At 36.7% G+C, this 23,955-nt stretch carries 22 protein-coding genes and 1 other annotated feature; all 22 genes read left to right on the top strand.

What is annotated here, in order from left to right; all coding sequences use genetic code 11:
* Positions 1–78 precede the first annotated feature (78 nt).
* The 22 genes from sigG to pyrE all read left to right on the top strand — a co-directional run bounded on the left by sigG (position 79) and on the right by pyrE (position 23,917).
* Positions 79–900, top strand: a complete 822-nt coding sequence (gene sigG, locus BK579_RS16315) for an RNA polymerase sporulation sigma factor SigG (protein WP_204524785.1) — start codon at positions 79–81, stop codon at positions 898–900.
* A gap of 376 nt (positions 901–1,276) precedes the next feature.
* On the top strand, positions 1,277–1,528 hold the full coding sequence (locus tag BK579_RS16310; protein WP_078547279.1) for a YlmC/YmxH family sporulation protein: 252 nt from the start codon (positions 1,277–1,279) through the stop codon (positions 1,526–1,528).
* 124 nt (positions 1,529–1,652) lie between these two features.
* The gene (gene pgeF / locus BK579_RS16305) at positions 1,653–2,519 is read left to right on the top strand and encodes a peptidoglycan editing factor PgeF (protein WP_078547277.1); all 867 of its coding nucleotides are present in this window, start codon (positions 1,653–1,655) and stop codon (positions 2,517–2,519) included.
* Positions 2,503–3,177: a YggS family pyridoxal phosphate-dependent enzyme gene (locus BK579_RS16300; protein ID WP_078547275.1), complete on the top strand. Its 675-nt coding sequence runs from the start codon at positions 2,503–2,505 to the stop codon at positions 3,175–3,177. Before pgeF ends, BK579_RS16300 begins: the two co-directional genes overlap by 17 nt.
* 16 nt (positions 3,178–3,193) lie before the next feature.
* Positions 3,194–3,631: a cell division protein SepF gene (locus BK579_RS16295; protein WP_078547273.1), complete on the top strand. Its 438-nt coding sequence runs from the start codon at positions 3,194–3,196 to the stop codon at positions 3,629–3,631.
* Between the two features lie 5 nt (positions 3,632–3,636).
* Positions 3,637–3,900, top strand: a complete 264-nt coding sequence (locus tag BK579_RS16290; RefSeq protein ID WP_078547271.1) for a YggT family protein — start codon at positions 3,637–3,639, stop codon at positions 3,898–3,900.
* Positions 3,901–4,199: 299 nt separating this feature from the next.
* Positions 4,200–4,973, top strand: coding sequence for a YlmH family RNA-binding protein (locus tag BK579_RS16285; RefSeq protein ID WP_078547269.1), 774 nt, complete (start codon positions 4,200–4,202; stop codon positions 4,971–4,973).
* A gap of 153 nt (positions 4,974–5,126) precedes the next feature.
* Positions 5,127–5,636 carry a DivIVA domain-containing protein gene (locus BK579_RS16280; protein ID WP_078547268.1) on the top strand — a complete coding sequence of 170 codons (510 nt, stop codon included), beginning with the start codon at positions 5,127–5,129 and terminating at the stop codon, positions 5,634–5,636.
* 74 nt (positions 5,637–5,710) lie between these two features.
* Positions 5,711–5,934 (top strand) — a binding site (T-box leader).
* 83 nt (positions 5,935–6,017) lie between these two features.
* Positions 6,018–8,786: an isoleucine--tRNA ligase gene (gene ileS, locus BK579_RS16275; RefSeq protein ID WP_078547266.1), complete on the top strand. Its 2,769-nt coding sequence runs from the start codon at positions 6,018–6,020 to the stop codon at positions 8,784–8,786.
* 350 nt (positions 8,787–9,136) lie between these two features.
* Positions 9,137–9,499, top strand: a complete 363-nt coding sequence (locus BK579_RS16270) for a TraR/DksA family transcriptional regulator (protein ID WP_078547265.1) — start codon at positions 9,137–9,139, stop codon at positions 9,497–9,499.
* A gap of 1,102 nt (positions 9,500–10,601) precedes the next feature.
* The gene (gene lspA, locus BK579_RS16265; RefSeq protein ID WP_078547263.1) at positions 10,602–11,069 is read left to right on the top strand and encodes a signal peptidase II; all 468 of its coding nucleotides are present in this window, start codon (positions 10,602–10,604) and stop codon (positions 11,067–11,069) included.
* Positions 11,066–11,977, top strand: a complete 912-nt coding sequence (locus BK579_RS16260) for an RluA family pseudouridine synthase (RefSeq protein WP_078547261.1) — start codon at positions 11,066–11,068, stop codon at positions 11,975–11,977. The genes lspA and BK579_RS16260 overlap by 4 nt, the downstream gene beginning before the upstream one ends.
* Before the next feature lie 191 nt (positions 11,978–12,168).
* Positions 12,169–12,711: a bifunctional pyr operon transcriptional regulator/uracil phosphoribosyltransferase PyrR gene (gene pyrR / locus BK579_RS16255; protein WP_078547259.1), complete on the top strand. Its 543-nt coding sequence runs from the start codon at positions 12,169–12,171 to the stop codon at positions 12,709–12,711.
* Between the two features lie 203 nt (positions 12,712–12,914).
* Positions 12,915–14,222 (top strand): solute carrier family 23 protein, encoded by a 1,308-nt coding sequence (locus BK579_RS16250; protein WP_078550638.1) that lies wholly within the window; start codon positions 12,915–12,917, stop codon positions 14,220–14,222.
* Positions 14,223–14,400: 178 nt separating this feature from the next.
* Positions 14,401–15,306 carry an aspartate carbamoyltransferase catalytic subunit gene (locus BK579_RS16245; protein ID WP_139365113.1) on the top strand — a complete coding sequence of 302 codons (906 nt, stop codon included), beginning with the start codon at positions 14,401–14,403 and terminating at the stop codon, positions 15,304–15,306.
* Positions 15,300–16,586: a dihydroorotase gene (locus BK579_RS16240; RefSeq protein ID WP_078547255.1), complete on the top strand. Its 1,287-nt coding sequence runs from the start codon at positions 15,300–15,302 to the stop codon at positions 16,584–16,586. Before BK579_RS16245 ends, BK579_RS16240 begins: the two co-directional genes overlap by 7 nt.
* On the top strand, positions 16,583–17,683 hold the full coding sequence (locus BK579_RS16235; RefSeq protein WP_078547253.1) for a carbamoyl phosphate synthase small subunit: 1,101 nt from the start codon (positions 16,583–16,585) through the stop codon (positions 17,681–17,683). Before BK579_RS16240 ends, BK579_RS16235 begins: the two co-directional genes overlap by 4 nt.
* Complete coding sequence (gene carB, locus BK579_RS16230; RefSeq protein ID WP_078547251.1) at positions 17,668–20,880, top strand: carbamoyl-phosphate synthase large subunit; 3,213 nt, start codon at positions 17,668–17,670, stop codon at positions 20,878–20,880. Before BK579_RS16235 ends, carB begins: the two co-directional genes overlap by 16 nt.
* On the top strand, positions 20,877–21,656 hold the full coding sequence (locus BK579_RS16225; protein ID WP_078547249.1) for a dihydroorotate dehydrogenase electron transfer subunit: 780 nt from the start codon (positions 20,877–20,879) through the stop codon (positions 21,654–21,656). Before carB ends, BK579_RS16225 begins: the two co-directional genes overlap by 4 nt.
* Complete coding sequence (locus BK579_RS16220; RefSeq protein ID WP_078547247.1) at positions 21,653–22,594, top strand: dihydroorotate dehydrogenase; 942 nt, start codon at positions 21,653–21,655, stop codon at positions 22,592–22,594. The genes BK579_RS16225 and BK579_RS16220 overlap by 4 nt, the downstream gene beginning before the upstream one ends.
* A complete protein-coding gene (pyrF, locus tag BK579_RS16215) occupies positions 22,566–23,282 on the top strand; it encodes an orotidine-5'-phosphate decarboxylase (RefSeq protein ID WP_078547246.1) in 717 nt (238 codons plus the stop codon). The genes BK579_RS16220 and pyrF overlap by 29 nt, the downstream gene beginning before the upstream one ends.
* Positions 23,279–23,917, top strand: a complete 639-nt coding sequence (pyrE, locus tag BK579_RS16210; protein ID WP_078547244.1) for an orotate phosphoribosyltransferase — start codon at positions 23,279–23,281, stop codon at positions 23,915–23,917. Before pyrF ends, pyrE begins: the two co-directional genes overlap by 4 nt.
* Positions 23,918–23,955 lie beyond the last annotated feature (38 nt).

The raw sequence follows: 23,955 nt of genomic DNA, 5'->3' as shown, positions 1-23,955 counted from the left end.
GACTGTATTCCCTGCCTATTTTGGAAAATCAATAAATGAAAAGAAGAATGAGTATGCATATTTTTCCCACCTAAGGAGATACTTAACTTTGTACAGCAACTCCTGTTAGGAGGGAAAGAATTGACTCGAAATAAAGTAGAAATATGCGGTGTAGATACTTCAAAACTTCCAGTACTTAAGAATGAAGAAATGCGTAAGTTATTTAGAGAGATGCAAAGTGGTGAACTGTCTGCAAGAGAAAAACTTGTAAATGGCAACTTAAGATTAGTACTTAGTGTAATTCAACGTTTTAACAACAGAGGAGAATATGTTGATGACCTATTTCAGGTAGGATGTATTGGACTAATGAAATCTATAGATAATTTCGACTTAAGCCAAAACGTAAAATTTTCAACATATGCTGTACCAATGATTATTGGGGAGATTCGTCGTTATCTTCGTGATAACAATCCTATTCGAGTATCACGTTCCTTACGAGATATTGCTTACAAGGCATTACAAGTTAGAGAACGTTTAATGAGTGAGACAAGCAGGGAACCGACAGCTGAAGAAATCTCAAAGGTTCTTGAGGTTCCTCACGAGGAAATCGTCTTTGCTCTTGATGCTATTCAGGACCCTGTATCATTATTTGAGCCGATCTATAATGACGGTGGAGATCCTATTTATGTGATGGATCAATTAAGTGATGAACGAAATCGTGATATAAATTGGATTGAGGAAATTGCTCTAAAAGAAGGTATGAGAAGGTTAAATGAAAGAGAAAAGCTTATTCTAAGAAAACGTTTCTTTCAAGGTAAAACACAGATGGAAGTTGCTGAAGAGATTGGAATTTCTCAAGCGCAGGTTTCTCGTTTAGAGAAAGCAGCTATTAGACAGATGAATAAGAATATCCAAAATTAAAAGAGGCGCCAAGCCTCTTTTTTATTTTGTTTTATTTTCAGGGTTACATCCATGTTAATGAAGTATTCGCACCGTGGAGGATGAAATAGTGTACTTACTATATGTGGAATGAGAGGAGAACCACTTGACTCCTAAGGGATCCAGTGGTCTCGTAAGACCCCGCAGGAGCTGAGCCCCTGGCGACGAGGAGGCTCACGGACCACCCCGTGGTATCCCGCGAGTGGATCGCAGCTCATGGAACTCCACAACTAAAGTTATTTTCAGAGTAGACATTTGTAGATCAACTAAAATTGTTCTTTTTTCATTATCTATACATGAATTATAGGTACTCAATCATATATTGATTATAAGTATATTTGTGAGGGGATGAGAGGTTATGGTTTATATATCAGAATTACAAGCAAAAGATGTAGTAAATGTAGCCGATGGAAAAAGACTAGGAAACATTGGAGACATTGATATCAATTTGGCAAATGGGAAGATAGAAGCTATCATTATTTCTGGGAATGGTAAGGTTTTGGGCTTTTTTGGGAAAGATGAGGAAGTTGCTATACCGTGGAGAAACATTATGAAAATTGGTACAGATGTAATTTTAGTTAGATATCCTAATCATCAATCTGAGGAGTAAGACTTATTTTGACATTTTTCAAATTATTCCCCCTCTATTTTGATAAAATATGATAAAATAAGCTAATAACGATGTGAAAAATGTTCCTTTTTAAGGATAAATAGGTAAAACTAATGTAAAAAGGATGTTGATTTTGAGAACTGAGCCATTTATTTTTGGTCATAATGATATTAGTCAATCTTTCCTTCATCAAAATTCCTTTAATGACTTGGGTTTTGACATAATCGCGGGTTTCACAACAAAAATAGGAGGAAATAGTAAAGGCTTTTATTCTTCCTTTAACTTAGGTCTTCATGTGGATGATCTTCAAGATGATGTTAAATCCAATCGGAAATTACTTGGAGAATACTTAGGGTTTTCTACAGATACTTGGATTAGTTGTGAACAGGTACATAAGTCAACAGTAAAGAAAATCACTAAAGATTTATGCGGAAAAGGTGTATTCAATTATGAAGATGCTATTCCTGCAACAGATGGTATTTATACAAATGAACCCAATATATTGCTAACTCTATGTTTTGCTGACTGTGTCCCCCTCTATTTTTATGAGCCGAATCTACAATTAATTGGTATCGCTCATGCTGGATGGAAAGGAACAGTCAGTAATATCGCGGGTGAAATGGTGAAAATTTGGGTAAAGGATGAAGGCGTTAACCCCAAAAATGTTTTTGCTAGTATAGGCCCTTCAATTGATCATTGTTGCTATATTGTAGACGACTATGTGATTGACTTTGTAAATAAGATGAATCTTGAAAACAAACTAATTTATTCACAAATTGGCGAAGGACAATATCGACTTAGTTTAAAATCCCTGAATGAACAGTTGTTGCTTGCATCCGGAATTCCAAGAGAGCAAATATCTGCTTCATCACACTGTACAAGCTGTGAAAAGGAAATCTTCTTTTCACACCGCCGAGACAAGGGGAAAACGGGGAGAATGTTAAGCTTTATTGGGCGCAAGGAGGCGCAAAATAGTGAATGTAGCAACTAATCTTTTACACATACAGAACCAGATTGAACAATCATGTGAGGCTTCCGGAAGGCTAGTTCAAGAAGTGAACATTATTGCCGTAACAAAAAATGTTAGTGTAGAAACGGCTCAGGATGCTGTTGAAGCTGGAATCCTTCACTTGGGCGAAAATCGCAACGAAGGATTCTTAGAAAAATGGGAGTATTTTGGTGATAAGGCAATATGGCATTTTATTGGCTCTCTTCAAACGAAAAAGGTCAAACATATAATTGATAAAGTTGATTATATTCATTCCTTAGATCGTATGTCACTCGCTGAGGAAATTCAAAAACGAGCGAGTAAAAAAGTTAAATGCTTCATACAAGTGAATGTCTCAGGTGAAGAATCCAAACATGGAATTTCACCTTCTGAACTATCAGATTTTATTAGAAGAGTTGGGGAATTTGAATTAGTTGAGGTAGTAGGTCTAATGACAATGGCACCTAATACAGATGACAAAAAGCTAATTAGGGAATGCTTTAGCAGGCTCAGAGAATTAAAAAATGAGGTACAAGCTTTAGGTTTACCCTTTGCACCATGTAGAGAACTATCTATGGGAATGTCAAATGATTATGATATTGCAGTTGAAGAAGGTGCAACATTTATCCGTATAGGAACGTTACTGGTTGGTAACAAATGAAGAGGAGGTACTTTCAATGAGTATTAAAAATAAGTTTAAAAGCTTTTTTGCATTAGAGGATGAATATGAATATGATGAAGAAGAATATGATGTTGATGAAATAGATACTCCTGTCACAAAGCAGGTAAAACAAACGAAACAGAATGTTGTTAGTCTTCAAAGTGTTCAAAAAAGTTCAAAAGTAGTACTTCATGAACCTAGAGTATATGCAGAGGCACAAGAGATAGCAGATCATTTGAAAAACCGTCGAGCAGTAATTGTAAACTTACAACGCATTCAGCATGATCAGGCAAAACGAATCGTTGACTTTTTAAGTGGTACAGTTTACGCAATTGGCGGAGACATCCAGCGTATTGGTTCAAATATCTTTCTATGTACACCTGATAATATTGATGTGTCAGGGAATATATCAGAGATACTTGCCGAAGAAGAGTATACAGATAAGAGGTGGTAGTATAAATGGATTTAATTTTTGATCTTTTAAAGACGTTGATTTCGTTTTATTCATATGCATTAATTGGGTATATCCTTATGTCATGGTTTCCTAACGCTAGGGAATCTGCGATAGGTCAATTCCTAGCACGTATTTGTGAACCATACTTAGAGCCATTCCGCAGGTTTATTCCTCCGTTAGGTATGATTGATATTTCTCCAATTGTTGGAATATTAACATTGAACTTTGCAATTTATGGATTAGACTTTTTATCTAGGATGTTTACATAGAACTTGGGTAAAGAGGTTTTTTGCTTGAAAAGGATGTTAACTTACAAATAGAGAGTCTTAGTAAAATAGCCTAAAAGGAATCAACAAAATTGATTCCTTTTTATTTAATTAAGGATGATTACATTTGAACTTTGTTTTCGTGACTAGCTCCAGGCACTATCGCTTTCTCTGATATGTCCATCTAGGTCGATGTGCCAAAAGTTTAAGATGAATCGTAATATTCCTCCTAGTTAGCGCCTGTTTATACTTGTTTCCGCAGCGTTTTACTAGAAAATTTAATTTTGAATGGATTGAGTTTTTTGGATATTTATCAGCATTTTAGAAAAGAAGAACATGCATTTATAGATAAAGTATTAGAATGGAAAGATTCTGTAGAACTGCAGTACAGTCCTAAGTTAACCGATTTTCTAGACCCAAGAGAGCAGGAAATTGTCAAATTGGTTATTGGTAAAAATACAGATGTGCTTCTTATGGAAAATGGGGGTAGTGAGTTTACTGAGCGAAAAAGGATGCTACTTTATCCAGCCTATTATTCCCCCTCGGAAGATGATTTTCAATTAACATTATTTCAGATTGAATATCCCTCAAAATTTGTATCGATTGAACATCGACAAGTTCTAGGGTCTTTAATGTCCATTGGCTTAAAGCGCTCAAAATATGGTGATATACTTTTCGAAAATGAGAGAATACAAATGGTTGTTTCTAAGGAAATTGATAGTTTTATCGAACTAAACCTCCAGTCTATAGGAAAGGCATCGATTTCATTAAAGCAAATCCCCTTTAGTGAGATAATTATACATAAAGAAGAGTGGCTTCAACAATCTGTTACCTTTTCCTCCATGAGGCTAGACGTTGTAGTTTCAACTACAACACAAATTTCTAGACAAAAAGCACAAATCTTTATCAATAATGGACTTGTAAAGGTTAATTGGAAAATAATCGAAAATACAACTTTTGATTGTAAATCTGGAGATATTATATCTATTCGAGGGTATGGTAGGGTTAAATTAATCTCTACAGAAGGTAAAACCAAAAAAGATAAATGGAGATTTATTGTCGGGAAACAAAAATAAATCTGTTTTTATGCAGGAATTTATGTAATTATGTCGAAATATTATATCATTCACTAATATAATGATTACTCTATCAAAAATCAATTTTGTGAAAAAAGTGTATTGATTAAAATGCCAAAATAAAATAACAATAATTATTGGAGGTGGCTAATTGTGCCTTTAACGCCATTAGACATTCATAACAAAGAATTTAATAAAGGATTTCGTGGATATGATGAGGATGAAGTTAATGAATTTCTTGACCAAGTGATAAAAGACTATGAATCAGTAATTCGTGAAAAGAAAGAATTAGAAAGTAAACTTTTGGAACAAAACGAAAGACTGGGTCATTTTACTAATATTGAGGAAACTTTACACAAATCGATTGTTATTGCTCAAGAAACAGCTGAGGAAGTAAAGCGTAACGCTCAAAAAGAGGCTAAATTAATTATCAAAGAAGCCGAGAAAAATGCAGACCGAATTATTAATGAATCACTTTCTAAATCGAGGAAGATTGCTATGGAAATTGATGAGTTAAAAAAGCAATCTAAAGTATTTAGAAATCGTTTTAAAATGCTAATCGAAGCTCAATTAGACATGCTTGTTAGTGATGACTGGGATCAATTGATGGAATATAATGTAGATAGTGCTGAGCCTGTTTTTGCAGAATCAGATGAAAAATAAATTGTGAGTTCTTGACTATTTGAACTAACTCACATATAATTTTATAACGATATAGAGTACTTAGCTTTTATAAAATAATTACTTTGATAGGGACAGTAATATTAATCAGTGCTTATAATAAGCGAACCGAGGAGGGTGAGAGCTCGGTATAAGCGATTAATATGAAAATCACCCTTGAGTTCCTTGCTGAACCTACTAGTAAGCATTGGCGAATACATTCTCGTTACGAATGATAAAGTGGGCTTTTATTAAATAGTCTATTAGGGTGGTACCGCGGGAAAACCTTCTCGTCCCTTTTGGGATGAGAGGGTTTTTTTGTTTTTTTAATTTAAACAACTATTTCTTTAGCAAAAATGTTTCTAAAAAATGAGGAGGATTTAAATGGAGTATAAAGATACGTTATTAATGCCTAAAACTGATTTTCCAATGAGAGGTAATCTACCGAATCGCGAGCCTCAAGTGCAACAAATCTGGAATGAAACTGATATTTACAAGAAAGTACAAGAGAGAACAAAGGGTCGACCATTATTTATTCTTCATGACGGACCACCATATGCAAATGGTGATATTCATATGGGCCATGCATTAAATAAAATTCTTAAGGATATCATTGTTAGATTCAAATCAATGGATGGATACTGTGCTCCGTATGTTCCTGGCTGGGATACTCATGGCTTACCAATCGAAACCGCATTAACTAAAAATAAAAAAATCAACCGCAAGGAAATGAGTGTAGCAGAGTTTCGTAAGCTTTGTGAGGAATACGCTTATGAGCAAATAAACAATCAACGAGAACAATTTAAACGTCTAGGAGTCCGCGGGGACTGGGATAATCCATATATTACTTTAAAGCCTGAATATGAGGCACAACAAATTAAGGTTTTTGGTGATATGGCTAAGAAAGGCTATATTTATAAAGGGAAAAAACCAGTTTATTGGTCACCATCTAGTGAATCTGCATTAGCCGAGGCTGAGATTGAGTATCAGGATAAAAGATCTGCTTCAATTTATGTAGCATTTGATGTGAAAGATGGAAGAGGTGTCCTTGAAGGAGACGAAAAATTCATTATCTGGACAACAACTCCATGGACAATTCCTGCGAATTTAGGAATTAGCTTACATCCGAACCTTGAATATAGCGTAGTGTCTGTTGATGGCACAAAATATATCGTTGCTTCGGAGTTACTTGAAGCCGTTTCTAAGGAACTTGATTGGAAAGAAACAACTACAGTCAATACTTACAAAGGATCAGAACTTGATAGGGTTGTTGCTGTTCATCCACTTTATAAGCGCGACTCACTTGTAATGAATGGAGAGCATGTAACAACTGAAGCAGGTACAGGGTGTGTTCATACTGCACCAGGACACGGGGAAGATGATTTCATCGTTGGACAACAATATGGTTTAGATGTTTTATGCCCAGTTGATGAAAAAGGACATATGACAAAAGAAGCAGTTGGCTTTGAAGGATTGTTTTATGATGAAGCTAATAAACCAATTACTGAAAAACTACAAGAAGTTGGAGCGTTATTAAAACTTTCTTTTATCACTCACTCATATCCACATGACTGGAGAACAAAAAAGCCTACAATTTTTAGAGCAACTGCACAATGGTTTGCATCTATTAAAGATTTTAGAAGTGAATTAATGGACGCGGTAAAGGAAACAAAATGGGTTCCTGCCTGGGGTGAAACACGCTTATTTAATATGGTTCGTGATCGCGGCGACTGGTGTATCTCTCGTCAACGCGCTTGGGGTGTGCCAATTCCTGTGTTCTACGGTGAGAATGGCGAGCCTATTATCACGGATGAAACAATTGACCATGTTTCTAACCTATTCAGACAACATGGATCAAATATTTGGTTCGAAAAAGAAGCGAAGGATTTATTACCAGAAGGATTTACTCATGAAACAAGTCCCAATGGAGTATTTACAAAAGAAACAGATATCATGGATGTTTGGTTTGATTCTGGTTCATCACATCAATCTGTACTTGTGGAAAGAGACGATCTTCAAAGACCAGCAGATTTATATCTTGAAGGTTCTGATCAGTATCGTGGATGGTTTAACTCATCACTTTCAACAGCTGTTGCAGTTACTGGGAAAGCGCCTTATAAAGGGGTATTAAGTCATGGATTTGCTTTAGATGGCAATGGTAGAAAAATGAGTAAGTCTTTAGGGAATGTTGTCATCCCTGCAAAGGTAATGAATCAGCTTGGCGCAGATATCCTAAGACTATGGGTAGCATCTGTGGATTATCAATCAGATGTACGTGTATCTGATAATATTTTGAAGCAGGTTGCTGAGGTATATCGTAAGATTCGAAATACATTTAGATTTCTACTAGGAAACCTTGCTGACTTTGATCCTAAAAAGGACGCAATTGAATACTCTGAATTACGTGAAGTTGATCAATACATGTTGGTTAAACTAAATAAACTTATTGATAAGGTTAAGCATTCATATAATCATTATGAGTTTGCTGCAATTTACCATAATGTACACAATTTCTGTACAATTGAATTGAGCTCATTCTATTTAGATTTCGCTAAAGATGTATTATATATTGAAGCTGCTGATAACAAAGAAAGACGTGCAATTCAAACTGTCTTATATGAAGCTTTACTAACTTTAACAAAGTTGGTTGCACCAATCTTACCACATACTTCAGATGAAGTTTGGACTTATATTGAGTCTGTTGAAGAAGAAAGTGTACAACTGGTAGATATGCCTCAATCTAAGCAATTAGCAAATGTAGATGAATTAGAATCCAAATGGGATGCCTTCATGGAACTAAGAGATGACGTTTTAAAAGCATTAGAAGTCGCTCGTAATGAAAAGGTGATTGGTAAGTCATTAGCAGCGAGCATTAAACTTTATCCGAATGATTCTGCAAAGCAATTATTAGAGTCTGTTTCTGAAAATTTACAACAGCTCTTTATCGTTTCAGGATTTTCAATCGGAGGTACATTTGATGAAGCACCAGAAAATGCTCAGGCTTTTGACCAAGTCAAGATTGTTGTTGCTTCGGCTGAGGGTGAAACTTGTGAGAGATGTTGGGTTGTTTCAACTACGGTTGGAACTGACTCTAATCATCCATCTTTATGTTCACGTTGTGCAGATGTTGTTGAAGAGAGTTATACAAAATAATAATTAAATAATTATCAAAAAAATAGAGAGCCCCTTATTTAAGGCTCTCTATTTTTGCGTTTAAGAAGTATATACCCGTGGTTTTGGTCTTGCTTTAGGGCTTATGATAAGCCAATCACTTCAAGACCTGATGAATTCAAAAGAATACAGGTAGAAGGCTTTACTTGTTTTTTTTATACATAAAAACAGGCTTGTTAGGCCGTCACAAATATGTTTAACTAGCGTATTGTATGTATAAGGGAATTGAATATAAAGGAAAAACTTGCAGGGCTTTTTTTTAGTTGTTTTCGGATACACTATCACTACCACCTAATAAGCATTAATCAATGGCATGATAAGGAGGCGTTCTAATGAACGATCAATATGCAGAGATTAAAGCCGAGTTAGAGTTAACAAGAAGAGAACTTCTGAAGAGGTTATCCAGCACAACAGACTTTGAAATGAGTAAAGAGTTTCTTCCTGAAAATAGTACTTCTGAAAAAGAAAAGCTTGTTCTACATCATGTAAAAGAGGATTTGCAAGATGTAGAAAGGGCACTCGGGAAGTTACATTACGGTTCCTATGGAATTTGCGAAGAAACTGGACAGCATATCCCACTAGATAAACTAAAGATTCTTCCTACGGCTAGAACTGTTAATGACTTTACATTTAGTGAACTTTTTATTAGTAATCGTCACATAATCCCCTCATTAGATTCTGTTATTTCCACTTAAGTTTCTTCACGATAAGAAGTGATTTAACTTAATCACTTCTTTGGGGGATATCCTCTTTTCCCCTATCTATGGAGAGATAATAAACTAACTTTTTATATCCAATAAGCTTATCAACAGTCAACAGTATTTTTTATATTAATTTTTTGAGGAAATGATTGATATCATTTTCTTTTTTATTTTTAGGGAAGAGAAATCGAAATCGTTTCTAATCACCCTATTTCGTTTGCACACCAATTTATTTCCAAGGGAGACTAACCTGTTATACAGATAGTATTGCTTTTAATCTTGTGTATGGAATCTTAGAAGACAATCCTTTGATTCCCTTTGTTGGGCTTTTGGTATTAGTAAAGGAAGGAATCAGACAACCGCTTTGATTCTCTTTGTGGGCTCTGGCATCAGAAAGGGAATCAGACAGCCTTTTGTTCCCTTCCTAGGGCACTTGGCATCAGAAAGGGAATCAGACAGCCCCTTTGGTTCCCTTTCTAGGGCACTTGGCATCAGAAAGGGAATCAGACAACCGCTTTGATTCCCTTTGTTGGGCTTCTGGCATCAAAAAGGGAATCAGACAACCTCTTTAATTCCCTTTGTTGGGCTTTTGGTATTAGTAAAGGAATCAGACAACGTGGCTCGCAGCTCATGGAACTCCAAACTAAAGTTTATTTTCAGGGTAGACATCTACATCTATGCTAATTAAAATTAGCACCATGGAGTATGAAAAATTATACTTAGCTTAGCGTCTAGCTTCAGGCGCTATCAGCTCGTCTTATGCCTGTCGCCGAAGAACGAGCGCCTTCCGCATTTCTTTTTTCAGGGTAGACACCTATGCTAATTTAATTCGCACCATGGAGTATGAAAAATTATACTTAGCTTAGTGTCTATAGCTTCAGGCGCTATCGGCTCTCAGGTCTAGTCAATCCACCCTAGAAGGTTAAAAGCAATCTTCTAGCCAGCTCGTCTTATGCCTGTCGCCGATGAACGAGCGCCTTCCGCATTTCTTTTTTCAGGGTAGACCAAATTTAAAAATTAGATTGTCGTTGTAACTTATTCATTTATTATGCTAAAATTCAAATGGTACATGAATGAACGAAAGAGGGGTATTTTATTGTTATATTACATTATAGCAGTCTTAATAATCTTAGCAGATCAACTATCGAAATGGGTCATTGTAAGTTATATGGAATTAGGGCAAAGGATTCCAGTCATTCATAACTTTTTATACATAACTTCACATCGAAATAAAGGTGCTGCATGGGGAATATTACAAGGTCAAATGTGGTTTTTCTATATAATCACAACGATAGTCGTTATCATATTGGTGATATATATAAAAAGTTTAAAACCTCATCAACGACTTTTCGGTATTGCACTAGGTTTAATGCTTGGAGGAGCAATTGGTAATTTTATTGACCGTATTTTTCGTAAGGAAGTTGTAGACTTTATAGATACATGGATTTTTTCATATGATTTCCCAATCTTTAACATTGCTGATTCTGCTCTTGTTATTGGAGTAGGGTTAATTTTTATTTTAACAATGTTTGAAGGGAAATTTGATAAGGAGAAGGTTAAATGACAGAAAATATAATAATGGTTGAAGACGAAGCACAAAATGATAGAATTGACAAAGTAATTTCCTTGGAGAATGAAGAATGGTCAAGAAGTCAAGTCCAGCAGTGGATCAAGGAAGGCCACGTACTAGTTAACGGAAGGACCATTAAACCAAATTATAAATGTAGTTTAGGCGATAAAATTGAAATCACTTTACCAGATCCCGAGTTACTAGATGTTGTTCCAGAAGAAATGAATCTTGATATATATTATGAAGACTCTGATGTATTAGTGGTTAATAAACCAAAGGGAATGGTAGTTCATCCTGCCCCTGGACACCATAGTGGAACATTAGTAAACGGATTGATGGCTCATTGTAAAGATTTATCTGGAATCAACGGTGTTCTGAGACCTGGGATTGTTCACAGGATAGATAAGGATACATCTGGTTTATTAATGGTTGCTAAAAATGACTTAGCCCATGAATCTTTAGTACAACAATTAGTAGATAAAACTGTGACTAGAAAATACAAAGCAATTGTTCATGGTGTCATTCCACATGATCAAGGGACAATTGATGCCCCAATCGGACGCGATAAAAGAGAAAGACAAAGTATGACCGTTACTGATGATAATAGCAAGACCGCAGTTACTCATTTTAATGTAATAGAACGGTTCAAGGAGTTTACATTTGTCGAATGTAGACTTGAAACTGGAAGAACACATCAAATTCGTGTTCATATGAAATATATTGGCTATCCATTAGCCGGGGATCCAAAGTATGGTCCTAAAAAAACGTTACCACTTGATGGACAAGCCTTACATGCTGGGGTTCTTGGATTTATACACCCTAGAACTAAAGAGTATTTAGAGTTTGAGGCTCCACTGCCTGATGAATTTGTTTCATTATTGGAACAATTAAAAAGCAATTGACAAAATTCGATACGTGGATTATGATTGTCTTAGTTAAAGATGAACCTTTAAGTACAGTCCCGTGAGGCTGAGAAGGGAACGGAATATATAATAGGATAGGTGTATTCTATTCTTATTACCAAACCCCTCTTGCCCTTCGTAAGAGGGGTTTTTTGTTGGGAAAAATCAAAATTAAATAAGAGGTGAAAGAAATGGTTGAAAAGGCTCTTGTTCTTGATAACCAAGCAATCAGAAGAGCATTAACCCGAATTGCACACGAAATTATTGAGAAAAATAAAGGAATTGAAGATAGTATCCTAGTCGGAATTAAAACAAGAGGAATCCATCTTGCGAATCGTATTGCAGAGAGAATTCATCAGATCGAAGGAAAACACATCCCAGTAGGTGAACTAGATATTACTCTATATCGAGACGATTTAACAAAAAAAACGAAGGATCTTGAACCAGAGGTGAAAGGTTCGGACATCCCGGTTGATATCACTAATAAAAAAGTAATACTAGTAGACGATGTTTTATTTACAGGTAGAACAGTAAGAGCTGCATTGGATGCATTGGTTGATATTGGAAGACCTTCACAAATTCAGCTTGCAGTTTTAGTGGATAGAGGGCACCGTGAACTTCCAATTCGCGCTGATTTCGTAGGAAAGAACATTCCAACAGCAAGCTCTGAAAAAATTGTTGTTGAACTAGAAGAAATTGACCATATTGATCAAGTAAGTATACATGATAAATAAATCACTCTTTAATTAAGTCCTGTGAGGCTTCAAAGTGTGCAATTATCCCTAGGGATAAACTATGCCTCTTTGTGCCGTAAATGGACTCAAAGAGGCTTTATTTATACAAAAATAAATTTTGAATGTTATCTTAATCACGATATAAATGCATGAAAATGAATTTAAGTAAAAAGATAACCTTTAAGGAGGTTAAAAATATGGCTATGAATACTGAAAAACCAGTTTTAGATGTTCGTGAGGTTCCATCAGCTGGTAAATGGATTGTTTTTAGTATCCAGCATTTATTTGCAATGTTTGGAGCTACTATACTTGTACCAATGCTCGTTGGACTTAGTCCAGCAGTTGCACTAGTATCAAGTGGATTAGGAACGTTATCATATCTATTAATTACAAGAGGGCAAATACCAGCATATCTTGGTTCTTCTTTCGCGTTTATTGCACCAATCGTTATTGCAACAGAGTATGGTGGTCCACAAGCAGCAATGATGGGTAGTTTTCTTGCAGGACTTGTATATGGAATTGTTGCACTACTTATTAAGGGGTTAGGATTAAAGTGGGTCTTTAAAATCTTACCACCTGTTGTTGTGGGGCCAGTTATTATCGTAATTGGATTAGGGTTAGCCAGTACAGCAGTTAATATGGCAATGTATGAAAATCCAGGTGCTCCGCCACAAGATTTAATCTACAGTACTACTCATTTCACTGTAGCACTTGTAACCTTGGCTATAACAATTATTTGTGCAATCTTCGTAAAAGGATTTTTCGGACTGGTACCGATCCTTGCAGGGATTATAGGGGGGTATATTTTTGCTTATACCCAAGGATTAGTTGATTTAACTCCAATTGCGGAGGCTAGTTTTATCCAAGCACCAGATTTCCTTGTGCCTTTTGTAAGCTACACACCCTTGTTAACGTGGGAAATAGCACTAATAATGGTGCCAGTAGCAATTGTAACGATAGCAGAACATATAGGTGACCAAATGGTATTAAGTAAAGTTGTAGGTAGGAACTTTGTTGAAAAACCAGGGTTACATAAATCAATCCTTGGTGACGGGGTTGCTACAATCATTGCTTCCTTAATTGGGGGACCGCCTAATACTACTTATGGTGAAAATATAGGAGTTCTAGCAATCACAAGAGTGTTTAGTGTGTTCGTCATAGGTGGAGCAGCAATCCTAGCAATCATTTTTGGATTCATTGGTAAAATAACGGCAGTCATTGGATCTATTCCTACAGCAGTTATGGGTGGTGTGTCTATCCTTTTGTTTGGAATTATCGCTTCCTCTGGCTTGAGAATGTTAATTGATAATAAAGTGGATCTAGGAAATAAACGTAACTTAATCATTTCTTCAGTAATCCTTGTTATCGGGGTTGGTGGAGCATATATGCAAGTAACAGAAGAACTTTCTATTTCTGGAATGGCTCTTGCAGCAATAGTTGGTGTCGTACTTAATCTAATACTCCCGGGGAAAGAAGCATCCATGGGTGATGAACAAATGTTTGAAAAATAAATAAGGACCTTTTAATGAAGTACTGTGAGACTTTGAAGGGTGTGTATTAGGACAATTATGGCAGGTGACCATAATTATTTCTAATGCGTATTACACCCTGTCTTTTAATAAAGATAGGGTGTTTTTTATAGATGAAATTCTTGTTTTTTAGAAAGATGATTAAATAGGAGGAATGGCTATGAACCATTTACTAACAATGAATGAACTAACAATTACAGACTTAGATGAGATCCTTGAGGATGCCGAAAAATTTAAAAACGGTAAACAATGGAGTATTGATCAACAAACATTCATTGCAAATCTTTTCTTTGAACCAAGTACAAGAACAAAATTTAGTTTTGAAGTGGCAGAGCGCAAAATGGGATTTGAGGTATTAAATTTTGAAGCTGAAACATCTAGTGTTCAAAAAGGTGAAACCTTATATGACACAATCCGAACACTACAAGCAATTGGAGCAAAAGCGGTAGTCATTCGACATCCCCAAGATGAATATTTCAAAGAGTTACAAGGTAAAGTGAATATACCAATTATTAATGCAGGTGATGGATGTGGTCATCATCCCACTCAATCACTCCTAGATCTTTTAACGATAAAACAACAGTTTGGAAGATTTAAAGGATTAAAGATTGCGATTGTTGGAGACATCCGACATAGTCGTGTTGCTCGTTCTAATGCAGAAGTACTAAATAGGCTGGGAGCAGAGGTTGTCTTTTCCGCACCCAATCAATGGCAAGACAGTACAAATCCATATGGTCAATATGTTCATATTGATGAAGCGATTGAAACTTCTGATGTAGTTATGCTCCTTAGAATTCAACATGAACGTCATAATGAAGCAATGGGTCTATCTAAAAAAGATTACCATGCATTGTTTGGGTTAACGATTGAACGAGAAAAACGCATGAAATTAGGAAGCATTATCATGCATCCAGCACCGTTTAATCGAGATGTTGAAATTGCAAGTGAGTTGGTTGAATGTGAACGCTCTATGATTTTTAAACAAATGGAAAATGGAGTTTTTATCAGAATGGCTGTATTAAAACGCGCATTACAAGTAGCGAAAGAAGGAGTGGTTGTATGTTAACACTACTAATTAATGGAACAGTTATAAATAATGAAGGTCAATTAAATGAGGTAGAAGTTAAAATTGAGAATAATAAAATCGTAGAGATAGGTCAGAACTTAGACCAAACAAACTGTGAACTTATTGATGTGAAAGGAAACTTAATTTCAGCTGGCTTTATCGATGTACATGTACATTTACGTGAGCCGGGCGGCGAACATAAGGAAACTATTGAAACTGGTTCATACTCTGCAGCAAAAGGTGGATTTACAACCATTGCAGCAATGCCAAATACAAGACCAGTACCAGATTGTGTTGAACAGATGAATAAACTACAAACTAGAATTCAAGAAACCGCTCATGTAAATGTTTTACCATATGCATCAATTACAATCCGCGAATTAGGCGAAGAACTTGTTGATATGGAAGGATTAAAAAATGCCGGTGCCTTTGCTTTTACTGATGATGGTGTTGGTGTTCAATCAGCAGCGATGATGCTTCAAGCAATGAAAAAAGCTGCATCAATTAATATGCCGATTGTTGCTCACTGTGAAGAAAACACACTTATAAACAAAGGTAGTGTGCATGAGGGTGTATTTTCTAAGGAAAACGGTCTAAATGGTATACCAGCAGTATGTGAATCTGTTCATATTGCAAGAGATGTGTTGTTAGCTGAAGCTGCAGAATGTCATTATCATGTTTGTCATATCAGTACAAAAGAGTCTGTGCGAGTAGTGAGAGATGCAAAGCGCGCAGGAATAAAGGTTACTGCAGAAGTCACACCACACCACTTATTATTATGTGACGAAGATATTCCAGGTTTAGATCCTAATTATAAAATGAATCCGCCACTCCGTGGAAAAGCAGACCGTGCTGCATTAATTGAAGGCTTACTTGATGGCACGATTGATTTCATTGCGACGGATCATGCGCCACATACTGCTGACGAAAAAAATGAGGGAATGCTGCTAGCACCTTTTGGGATTGTAGGATTAGAAACAGCTTTTCCGTTATTGTACACACACTTTGTGGAAACGGGAAAAATAACATTACAACAATTAATCGAATTCTTAACAGTTAAACCTGCTGAAACATTTAGTCTAGACAGAGGAAGTTTAGAGGTTGGAGCTGTAGCTGACATTACAATTATAGATTTAAAAGAAGAACAGGAAATTAATCCAGAAACATTTTTATCAAAAGGAAGAAACACACCATTTGCTGGTTGGAATTGTAAGGGATGGCCAGTTATGACGTTAGTGAATGGCAAAATTGCTTGGGAGAAAGGGAGCGTCTTAGTATGAAACGACAACTAGTATTAGAAGATGGAACAGTATTTGTGGGTGAAGGCTTCGGTAGTGAAGAAGACACAATTGGTGAGGTTGTATTTAATACAGGTATGACTGGTTACCAAGAAATTCTTTCGGATCCATCTTATTGTGGGCAAATCGTAACATTGACGTACCCTCTTATCGGAAACTATGGAATTAACCGTGATGATTTTGAATCTATAAATCCAGCAATACACGGGTTTATTGTGAAAGAGGTTTGTGAACATCCTTCAAATTTTCGTAATCAATTTACATTAAATGATTATTTTAAAGCAAAAAACATTCCTGGATTAGCGGGTATTGATACAAGAAAGCTTACTAGAATTATTCGTCAGCATGGAGCGCTTAAAGGTGCCTTTTGTGGATTGGATGCAAATGTGGATGAGGTTGTGGCTAAGTTAAAGGGTCATAGGTTGCCAACAGATCAAGTAAAAACAGTATCTACCAAAAGTGCGTACCCAAGTCCTGGAAGAGGACATCGTGTCGTACTAGTTGACTATGGTATGAAGCACGGTATCTTAAGAGAGTTAAATAATAGAGACTGTGATGTGATCGTTGTTCCTTATAATGTAACTGCTGAAGAAGTTCTATCCTTAAGTCCTGATGGAATCATGCTGAGTAATGGACCTGGGGACCCAAAGGATGTACCAGAAGCACTTGAAATGATAAATGGAGTGTTAGGGAAGGTGCCATTGTTCGGAATTTGTTTAGGTCATCAGTTATTCGCACTAGCAAATGGTGCAGATACAGAAAAGTTAAAATTTGGTCACCGTGGCTCAAATCATCCAGTAAAAGATTTAGCTACTGGGAAGGTAGCGATTACTTCACAAAACCACGGATATACAGTAAATGAAGAATCACTAAAAACTACAGAACTAGAAGTAACCCATATCGCTTTAAATGATGGAACAGTTGAAGGAGTACGCCATAAGGAATTCCTAGCATTTACTGTTCAATACCATCCAGAAGCCTCACCAGGACCAGAGGATGCGAATGGACTGTTCAATGAATTCTTACAGATGATTGAAACTAACAAGAAAGCAGGGGAAAAAGTATGCCAAAACGCGTAGACATAAATACAATTCTAGTAATCGGATCAGGACCAATTGTTATTGGGCAAGCAGCAGAATTTGATTATGCAGGTACTCAAGCTTGTATCGCATTAAAAGAAGAAGGCTATAAAGTTATATTGGTTAACTCAAACCCTGCAACAATCATGACAGATACAGAAATTGCAGACAAAGTATACATTGAACCTCTGAATCTTGAATTTGTAAGTCGTATCATTCGTAAAGAACGTCCAGATGCCCTTTTACCAACACTTGGTGGGCAAACAGGTCTTAATCTAGCTGTAGAACTAGCAAACTCTGGTGTTTTAGATGAGTGTGGAGTAGAAATCTTAGGTACGAAGCTTTCTGCGATTGAAAAAGCGGAAGACAGAGACTTGTTCCGTACATTAATGAATGAATTAAATGAGCCAGTTCCTGATAGTGATATTATCCATACTTTAGAAGAAGCATTTAAATTTGTTGGAGAAATTGGATATCCGGTTATTGTTAGACCAGCTTATACACTTGGTGGAACAGGAGGCGGTATCTGCCATAATGATGAAGAATTAACTGAAATAGTCACAAGTGGTTTGAAGAACAGCCCTGTAACACAATGTCTACTTGAAAAAAGCATTGCTGGGTTTAAGGAAATAGAATATGAGGTAATGCGCGATTCAGCAGATAATGCAATTGTAGTGTGTAATATGGAAAACTTTGATCCAGTTGGCGTTCACACAGGTGATTCCATTGTAACTGCACCAAGCCAAACGTTAAGTGACCGTGAATATCAATTATTACGTAATACTTCATTAAAAATTATTCGTGCACTTCAAATCGAAGGTGGTTGTAATGTTCAACTGGCATTAGATCCCCATAGCTTTAACTACTATATTATTGAGGTAAACCCTCGTGTAAGTCGTTCATCTGCACTTGCTTCTAAAGCAACTGGCTATCCAATTGCTAAGCTTGCAGCTAAAATCGCAGTAGGATTAACACTTGATGAAATGATTAACCCTGTAACTGGAAAAACATACGCTTGCTTTGAACCAGCTCTTGATTATGTTGTTACAAAAATTCCAAGATGGCCTTTCGATAAATTTGAATCAGCAAACAGACGCCTTGGAACTCAAATGAAAGCAACTGGTGAAGTGATGGCAATCGGACGTAACTTTGAAGAATCGATTTTAAAAGCGGTTCGTTCACTGGAAGCAAATGTATATCACTTAGAATTAAAGGATGCAGCAAGCTTTGATGACGAAATCATTGAAAAGAGAATTCGCAAAGCTGGAGATGAGCGCTTATTCTATATTGCTGAAGCCATTAGACGAGGAGTAACCATTGAGCAAATCCACGCATGGAGTGAAATCGATTTATTCTTCCTTCAAAAAATCAAGAATATTATCAGTTTTGAAGCTAGATTAAAGGAGCATAAAGGTGATAAAGAAACATTAATTCAAGCAAAGAAACTAGGTTTCTCTGACTATGCGATTGCAAATCTCTGGGAAATGGCAGAACAAGAAATCTATCAAATTCGCACGAACGAAAATATCATGCCAGTGTACAAAATGGTAGATACATGTGCAGCTGAATTTGAATCATCAACAGCTTACTTCTATGGAACATATGAAGATGAAAACGAATCAATCGTAACAGAACGTAAAAGTGTGATTGTGTTAGGTTCTGGACCAATCCGAATTGGTCAGGGAATTGAGTTTGATTATGCAACAGTACATTCAGTATGGGCAATTAAAGAAGCTGGATATGAAGCTATTATTATCAACAATAACCCAGAGACAGTATCCACTGATTTCAGTATCTCTGATAAGCTTTATTTCGAACCATTAACACTAGAAGATGTTATGCATATTGTTGAACTCGAGAAACCAGAAGGTGTAGTTGTTCAATTCGGTGGGCAAACAGCAATTAACTTGGCTGACGGTCTTGCGGCTAGAGGCGTAAAAATCTTAGGAACGTCTTTAGAAGACATGGATCGTGCAGAGAATCGTGATAAATTCGAACAAACAATTAATGAACTTGGTGTACCACAACCAAAAGGGAAAACTGCTACCTCTGTTGAACAAGCAGTATTAATTGCTGAATCTATTGGATATCCAGTATTAGTCCGTCCATCCTACGTACTTGGTGGGAGAGCGATGGAAATCGTTTATAAAACTGAAGAGTTGCTTCACTATATGGAAAATGCAGTAAAAGTTAATCCGCAACATCCGGTATTAATCGATCGTTACTTAACTGGTAAAGAAATCGAAGTAGATGCGATTTGTGATGGTGAAACAGTGTTTATTCCTGGAATCATGGAGCATATTGAGCGTGCTGGAGTCCATTCAGGAGATTCAATTGCAGTGTATCCACCGCAAAGCTTGTCACAAGATGTTAGAGAACAAATTATTAACCATACAATTTCACTAGCAAAAGGCTTAAAGATTAAGGGACTATTAAACATTCAATTTGTTATCGCAAAAGAAGTAGTTTATGTACTAGAGGTTAATCCACGTTCTAGTAGAACCGTTCCATTCTTAAGTAAAATTACTGGTGTACCAATGGCGAATATTGCAACAAAAGTAATCTTGGGAACTTCATTAAGAGATCTTGGCTATCAAACAGGGTTACATCCTGAAAGTGAAGGAGTATATGTTAAGGTTCCTGTCTTCTCATTTGCAAAGCTAAGAAGAGTAGACATCTCACTTGGACCGGAAATGAAATCAACAGGTGAAGTAATGGGTAAAGACTCTACACTTGAAAAAGCTTTATACAAAGGTCTTGTAGCAGCAGGTACTAAAATTTCTACACATGGATCAGTTCTGATGACAATTGCTGATAAAGATAAGGAAGAGGCATTAGATATCGCTAAAAGATTTTACGCTATTGGATATAACATTATGGCTACAAGTGGAACAGCGAGCTTAATCACACAAGCTGGAATTCCAGTAACAGTTGTAAACAAAATTGGATCACAAGAAAAGAATTTAATTGATGTCATCCGCCAAGGAGAAGCACAATTTGTAATTAACACATTAACAAGAGGAAAGCAGCCACTTCGTGATGGATTCAGAATTCGTCGTGAATCAGTAGAAAATGGAGTAGCATGTTTAACTTCACTAGATACAGCAAAAGCAATCCTTGGAGTGTTAGAATCAATGACATTTTCAAGTGAAGCTATGCCTAAAATCGTTCAAACACGTGAGGTGACTTTTTCTTGATTAAAAAAGAACTGATGAAAGTAATTTCTCAAACATCAATCGTAGAAAACATCTTTGAACTAACGTTACAAGGTGACTTAGTTCAAGAAATTAAGGAACCAGGTCAGTTCGTTCATTTAAAAGTAGCGAGTAGTACAGATCCTTTACTAAGAAGACCAATTAGTATTGCTAATATAGATAAAACTCAAAACCAGTTTACAATGATTTATCGCAGTGAAGGGCTCGGTACTCGAGTCCTTTCTGAAAAATCAACCGGAGAAACAGTTGATGTATTAGGTCCGCTTGGGAACGGTTTTCCGTTAGAAGCTGTTTCAGAAGGGGAAACAGCTCTCCTTGTTGGCGGAGGAATTGGTGTCCCACCACTTTATGAATTATCAAAGCAATTAGTCGCTAAAGGTGTAAAGGTCATCCATGTGCTTGGGTTTCAGTCTGTATCAGCAGTGTTTTATCAAGAAAAGTTTTCTCTTTTAGGTGATACGTATATTGCAACAGTAGATGGAAGCTATGGTGAAAGAGGCTTTGTCACGGATGTTATTGCTAATTATGGACTAACTTTTGATGTTTTATATTCATGTGGACCAACTCCGATGTTACGGGCGATTGAGTCACAATATGCTGATAAAAATGTTTATATCTCATTAGAAGAACGGATGGGTTGTGGCGTAGGTGCATGTTTTGCGTGTGTTTGTCATACAGCGGATGATCCAACAGGATTTTCATATAAAAAGGTATGTAGTGATGGACCAGTGTTTAAAGTAGGGGAGGTAGTACTGTGAGTCGATTACAAATGGAATTACCAGGTTTACAACTCAAAAATCCCATTATGCCAGCATCTGGTTGCTTCGGATTCGGTAAAGAATATGCACAGTTTTATGACTTGAGTCTACTTGGTGCCATTATGATAAAAGCAACAACAGCGGAACCTAGATTTGGGAATCCTACACCAAGAGTTGCTGAGACTACTTCTGGAATGCTCAATGCAATCGGATTGCAAAACCCTGGACTTGATAACGTATTACAAAACGAGCTTCCTTGGTTAAATCAATATAATGTTCCAATCATTGCAAATGTGGCTGGTTCGCAAGTAGAAGACTACGTGCAGGTAGCTAGTGAGATCTCAAAAGCACCAAATGTACACGCATTAGAATTAAACATATCCTGTCCAAATGTAAAAACAGGTGGAATTGCGTTTGGTACCATTCCTGAAATTGCGGCCGATTTAACGAAGAAAGTGAAGGACGTATCAGAAGTACCTGTCTACGTTAAATTATCACCTAATGTAGCAAATATCGTGGATATGGCAAAAGCGGTAGAAAACGCTGGTGCTGATGGTTTAACGATGATCAACACGTTAGTCGGAATGAGAATTGACTTGAAAACAGGAAAACCAGTTTTAGCGAATAAAACAGGCGGTCTTTCAGGCCCTGCGATTAAACCAGTTGCAATTCGAATGATTTATGAAGTAAGTCAAGCGGTCTCTATTCCGATTATTGGTATGGGTGGAGTACAAACAGCTGAAGATGTACTTGAATATTTTTATGCTGGTGCAAGTGCAGTAGCAGTTGGTACAGCCAACTTTGTAGATCCTTTCATCTGTCCGACCATCATTGATGATTTACCTCGTTTATTGGATGAACTAGGGTTTGACCATATTTCAGAGTGTATTGGAAGGAGCTGGGGAAAGAATGCAAAGACCGTTAATTATAGCTCTTGATTTTCCTAGTTTACAAGAAGTAAATAACTTTCTAGTAAATTTTAAGGATGAATCTCTTTATGTAAAGGTGGGGATGGAGCTTTTTTACCAAGAAGGACCAGCAATCATTCATGCATTAAAGGAGCAAGGGCATTCGATTTTCCTTGATTTAAAGCTTCATGATATCCCGAATACGGTAAAATCAGCGATGAAGGGTCTTGCTAAATTAGGTGTTGATTTAACGAATTTACATTGTGCTGGTGGATCTCTTATGATGGAGGCTGCCTTGGAAGGTTTGGATCAGGGTACAGCTGTTGGGACGAAACGACCAAGTCTAATTGGCGTAACACAGTTAACTAGTACGTCTGAGAAGATGATGAATGAACAGCTTTTGATTGAGCGGCCGTTAAATGATGTTGTGGTTCACTACGGTCGCTTGGCGAAACGAAGTGGATTAGAAGGAGTTGTTTGTTCATCACTTGAAGTGCCTATCCTTAGAGAATCTTTAGGTGAAGATTTTATGACAATTACTCCAGGAATTCGTCTTGCTAGTGATGAAAAGGGAGATCAAACTCGAATCGTAACACCAGAGTATGCTAGAGAATTAGGTTCTACAGGAATAGTTGTAGGAAGAAGCATTACGAAAGCTAAGGATCCATTAATTGCTTATCATGATATTAAAAAGAGTTGGGAAGGGGTAATTGTATGAATAAATTAATCGCAAGCCATTTACTAGAAATTGGAGCAGTGTTCTTAAAACCAAATGATCCTTTTACATGGTCGTCTGGAATTAAATCTCCTATTTACTGTGATAATCGACTAACACTTTCTTTCCCTTCCGTAAGAAAAGACATTGCTAGTGGTTTATCTAATTTAATTAAAGAAAACTTTCCAGAAACGGAAGTAGTAGCAGGTACTGCAACAGCTGGGATTCCTCATGCAGCATGGGTTAGTGACGTTTTAGACTTACCTATGTGCTATGTTCGTAGTAAAGCCAAAGAGCATGGAAAAGGGAATCAAATTGAGGGGAAAGTTGTAGAAGGTCAAAAGGTTGTTGTCGTAGAGGATTTAATCTCAACCGGCGGTAGTGTTATCACGGCTGTTAAGGCGTTGAGAGAAGCTGGTTGTGAAGTTCTTGGAGTGGTTGCGATTTTTTCATACGAGCTTGAAGCTGGTTATAAAAAGATGGCTGAAGAGACAATCAATGCCGTCTCTTTAAGTGACTATACTTCTTTAGTAGAAGTTGCTTTAGAGAAGGGTGTTATTTCGGCGGATGATATAGAAAAGCTTGAACGATTTAGAGCGAATCCGACTGAATGGCTGGATGTGAAAGTTAATAATTAATAAATTTTGGTCCTTAGAGCTATGTTCTCTAGGGCTTT

The sequence above is a fragment of the Litchfieldia alkalitelluris genome (genome assembly GCF_002019645.1).
In the GTDB taxonomy this organism is placed as follows: domain Bacteria; phylum Bacillota; class Bacilli; order Bacillales; family Bacillaceae_L; genus Litchfieldia; species Litchfieldia alkalitelluris.
This window is presented reverse-complemented; position numbering and strand designations above follow the sequence as displayed.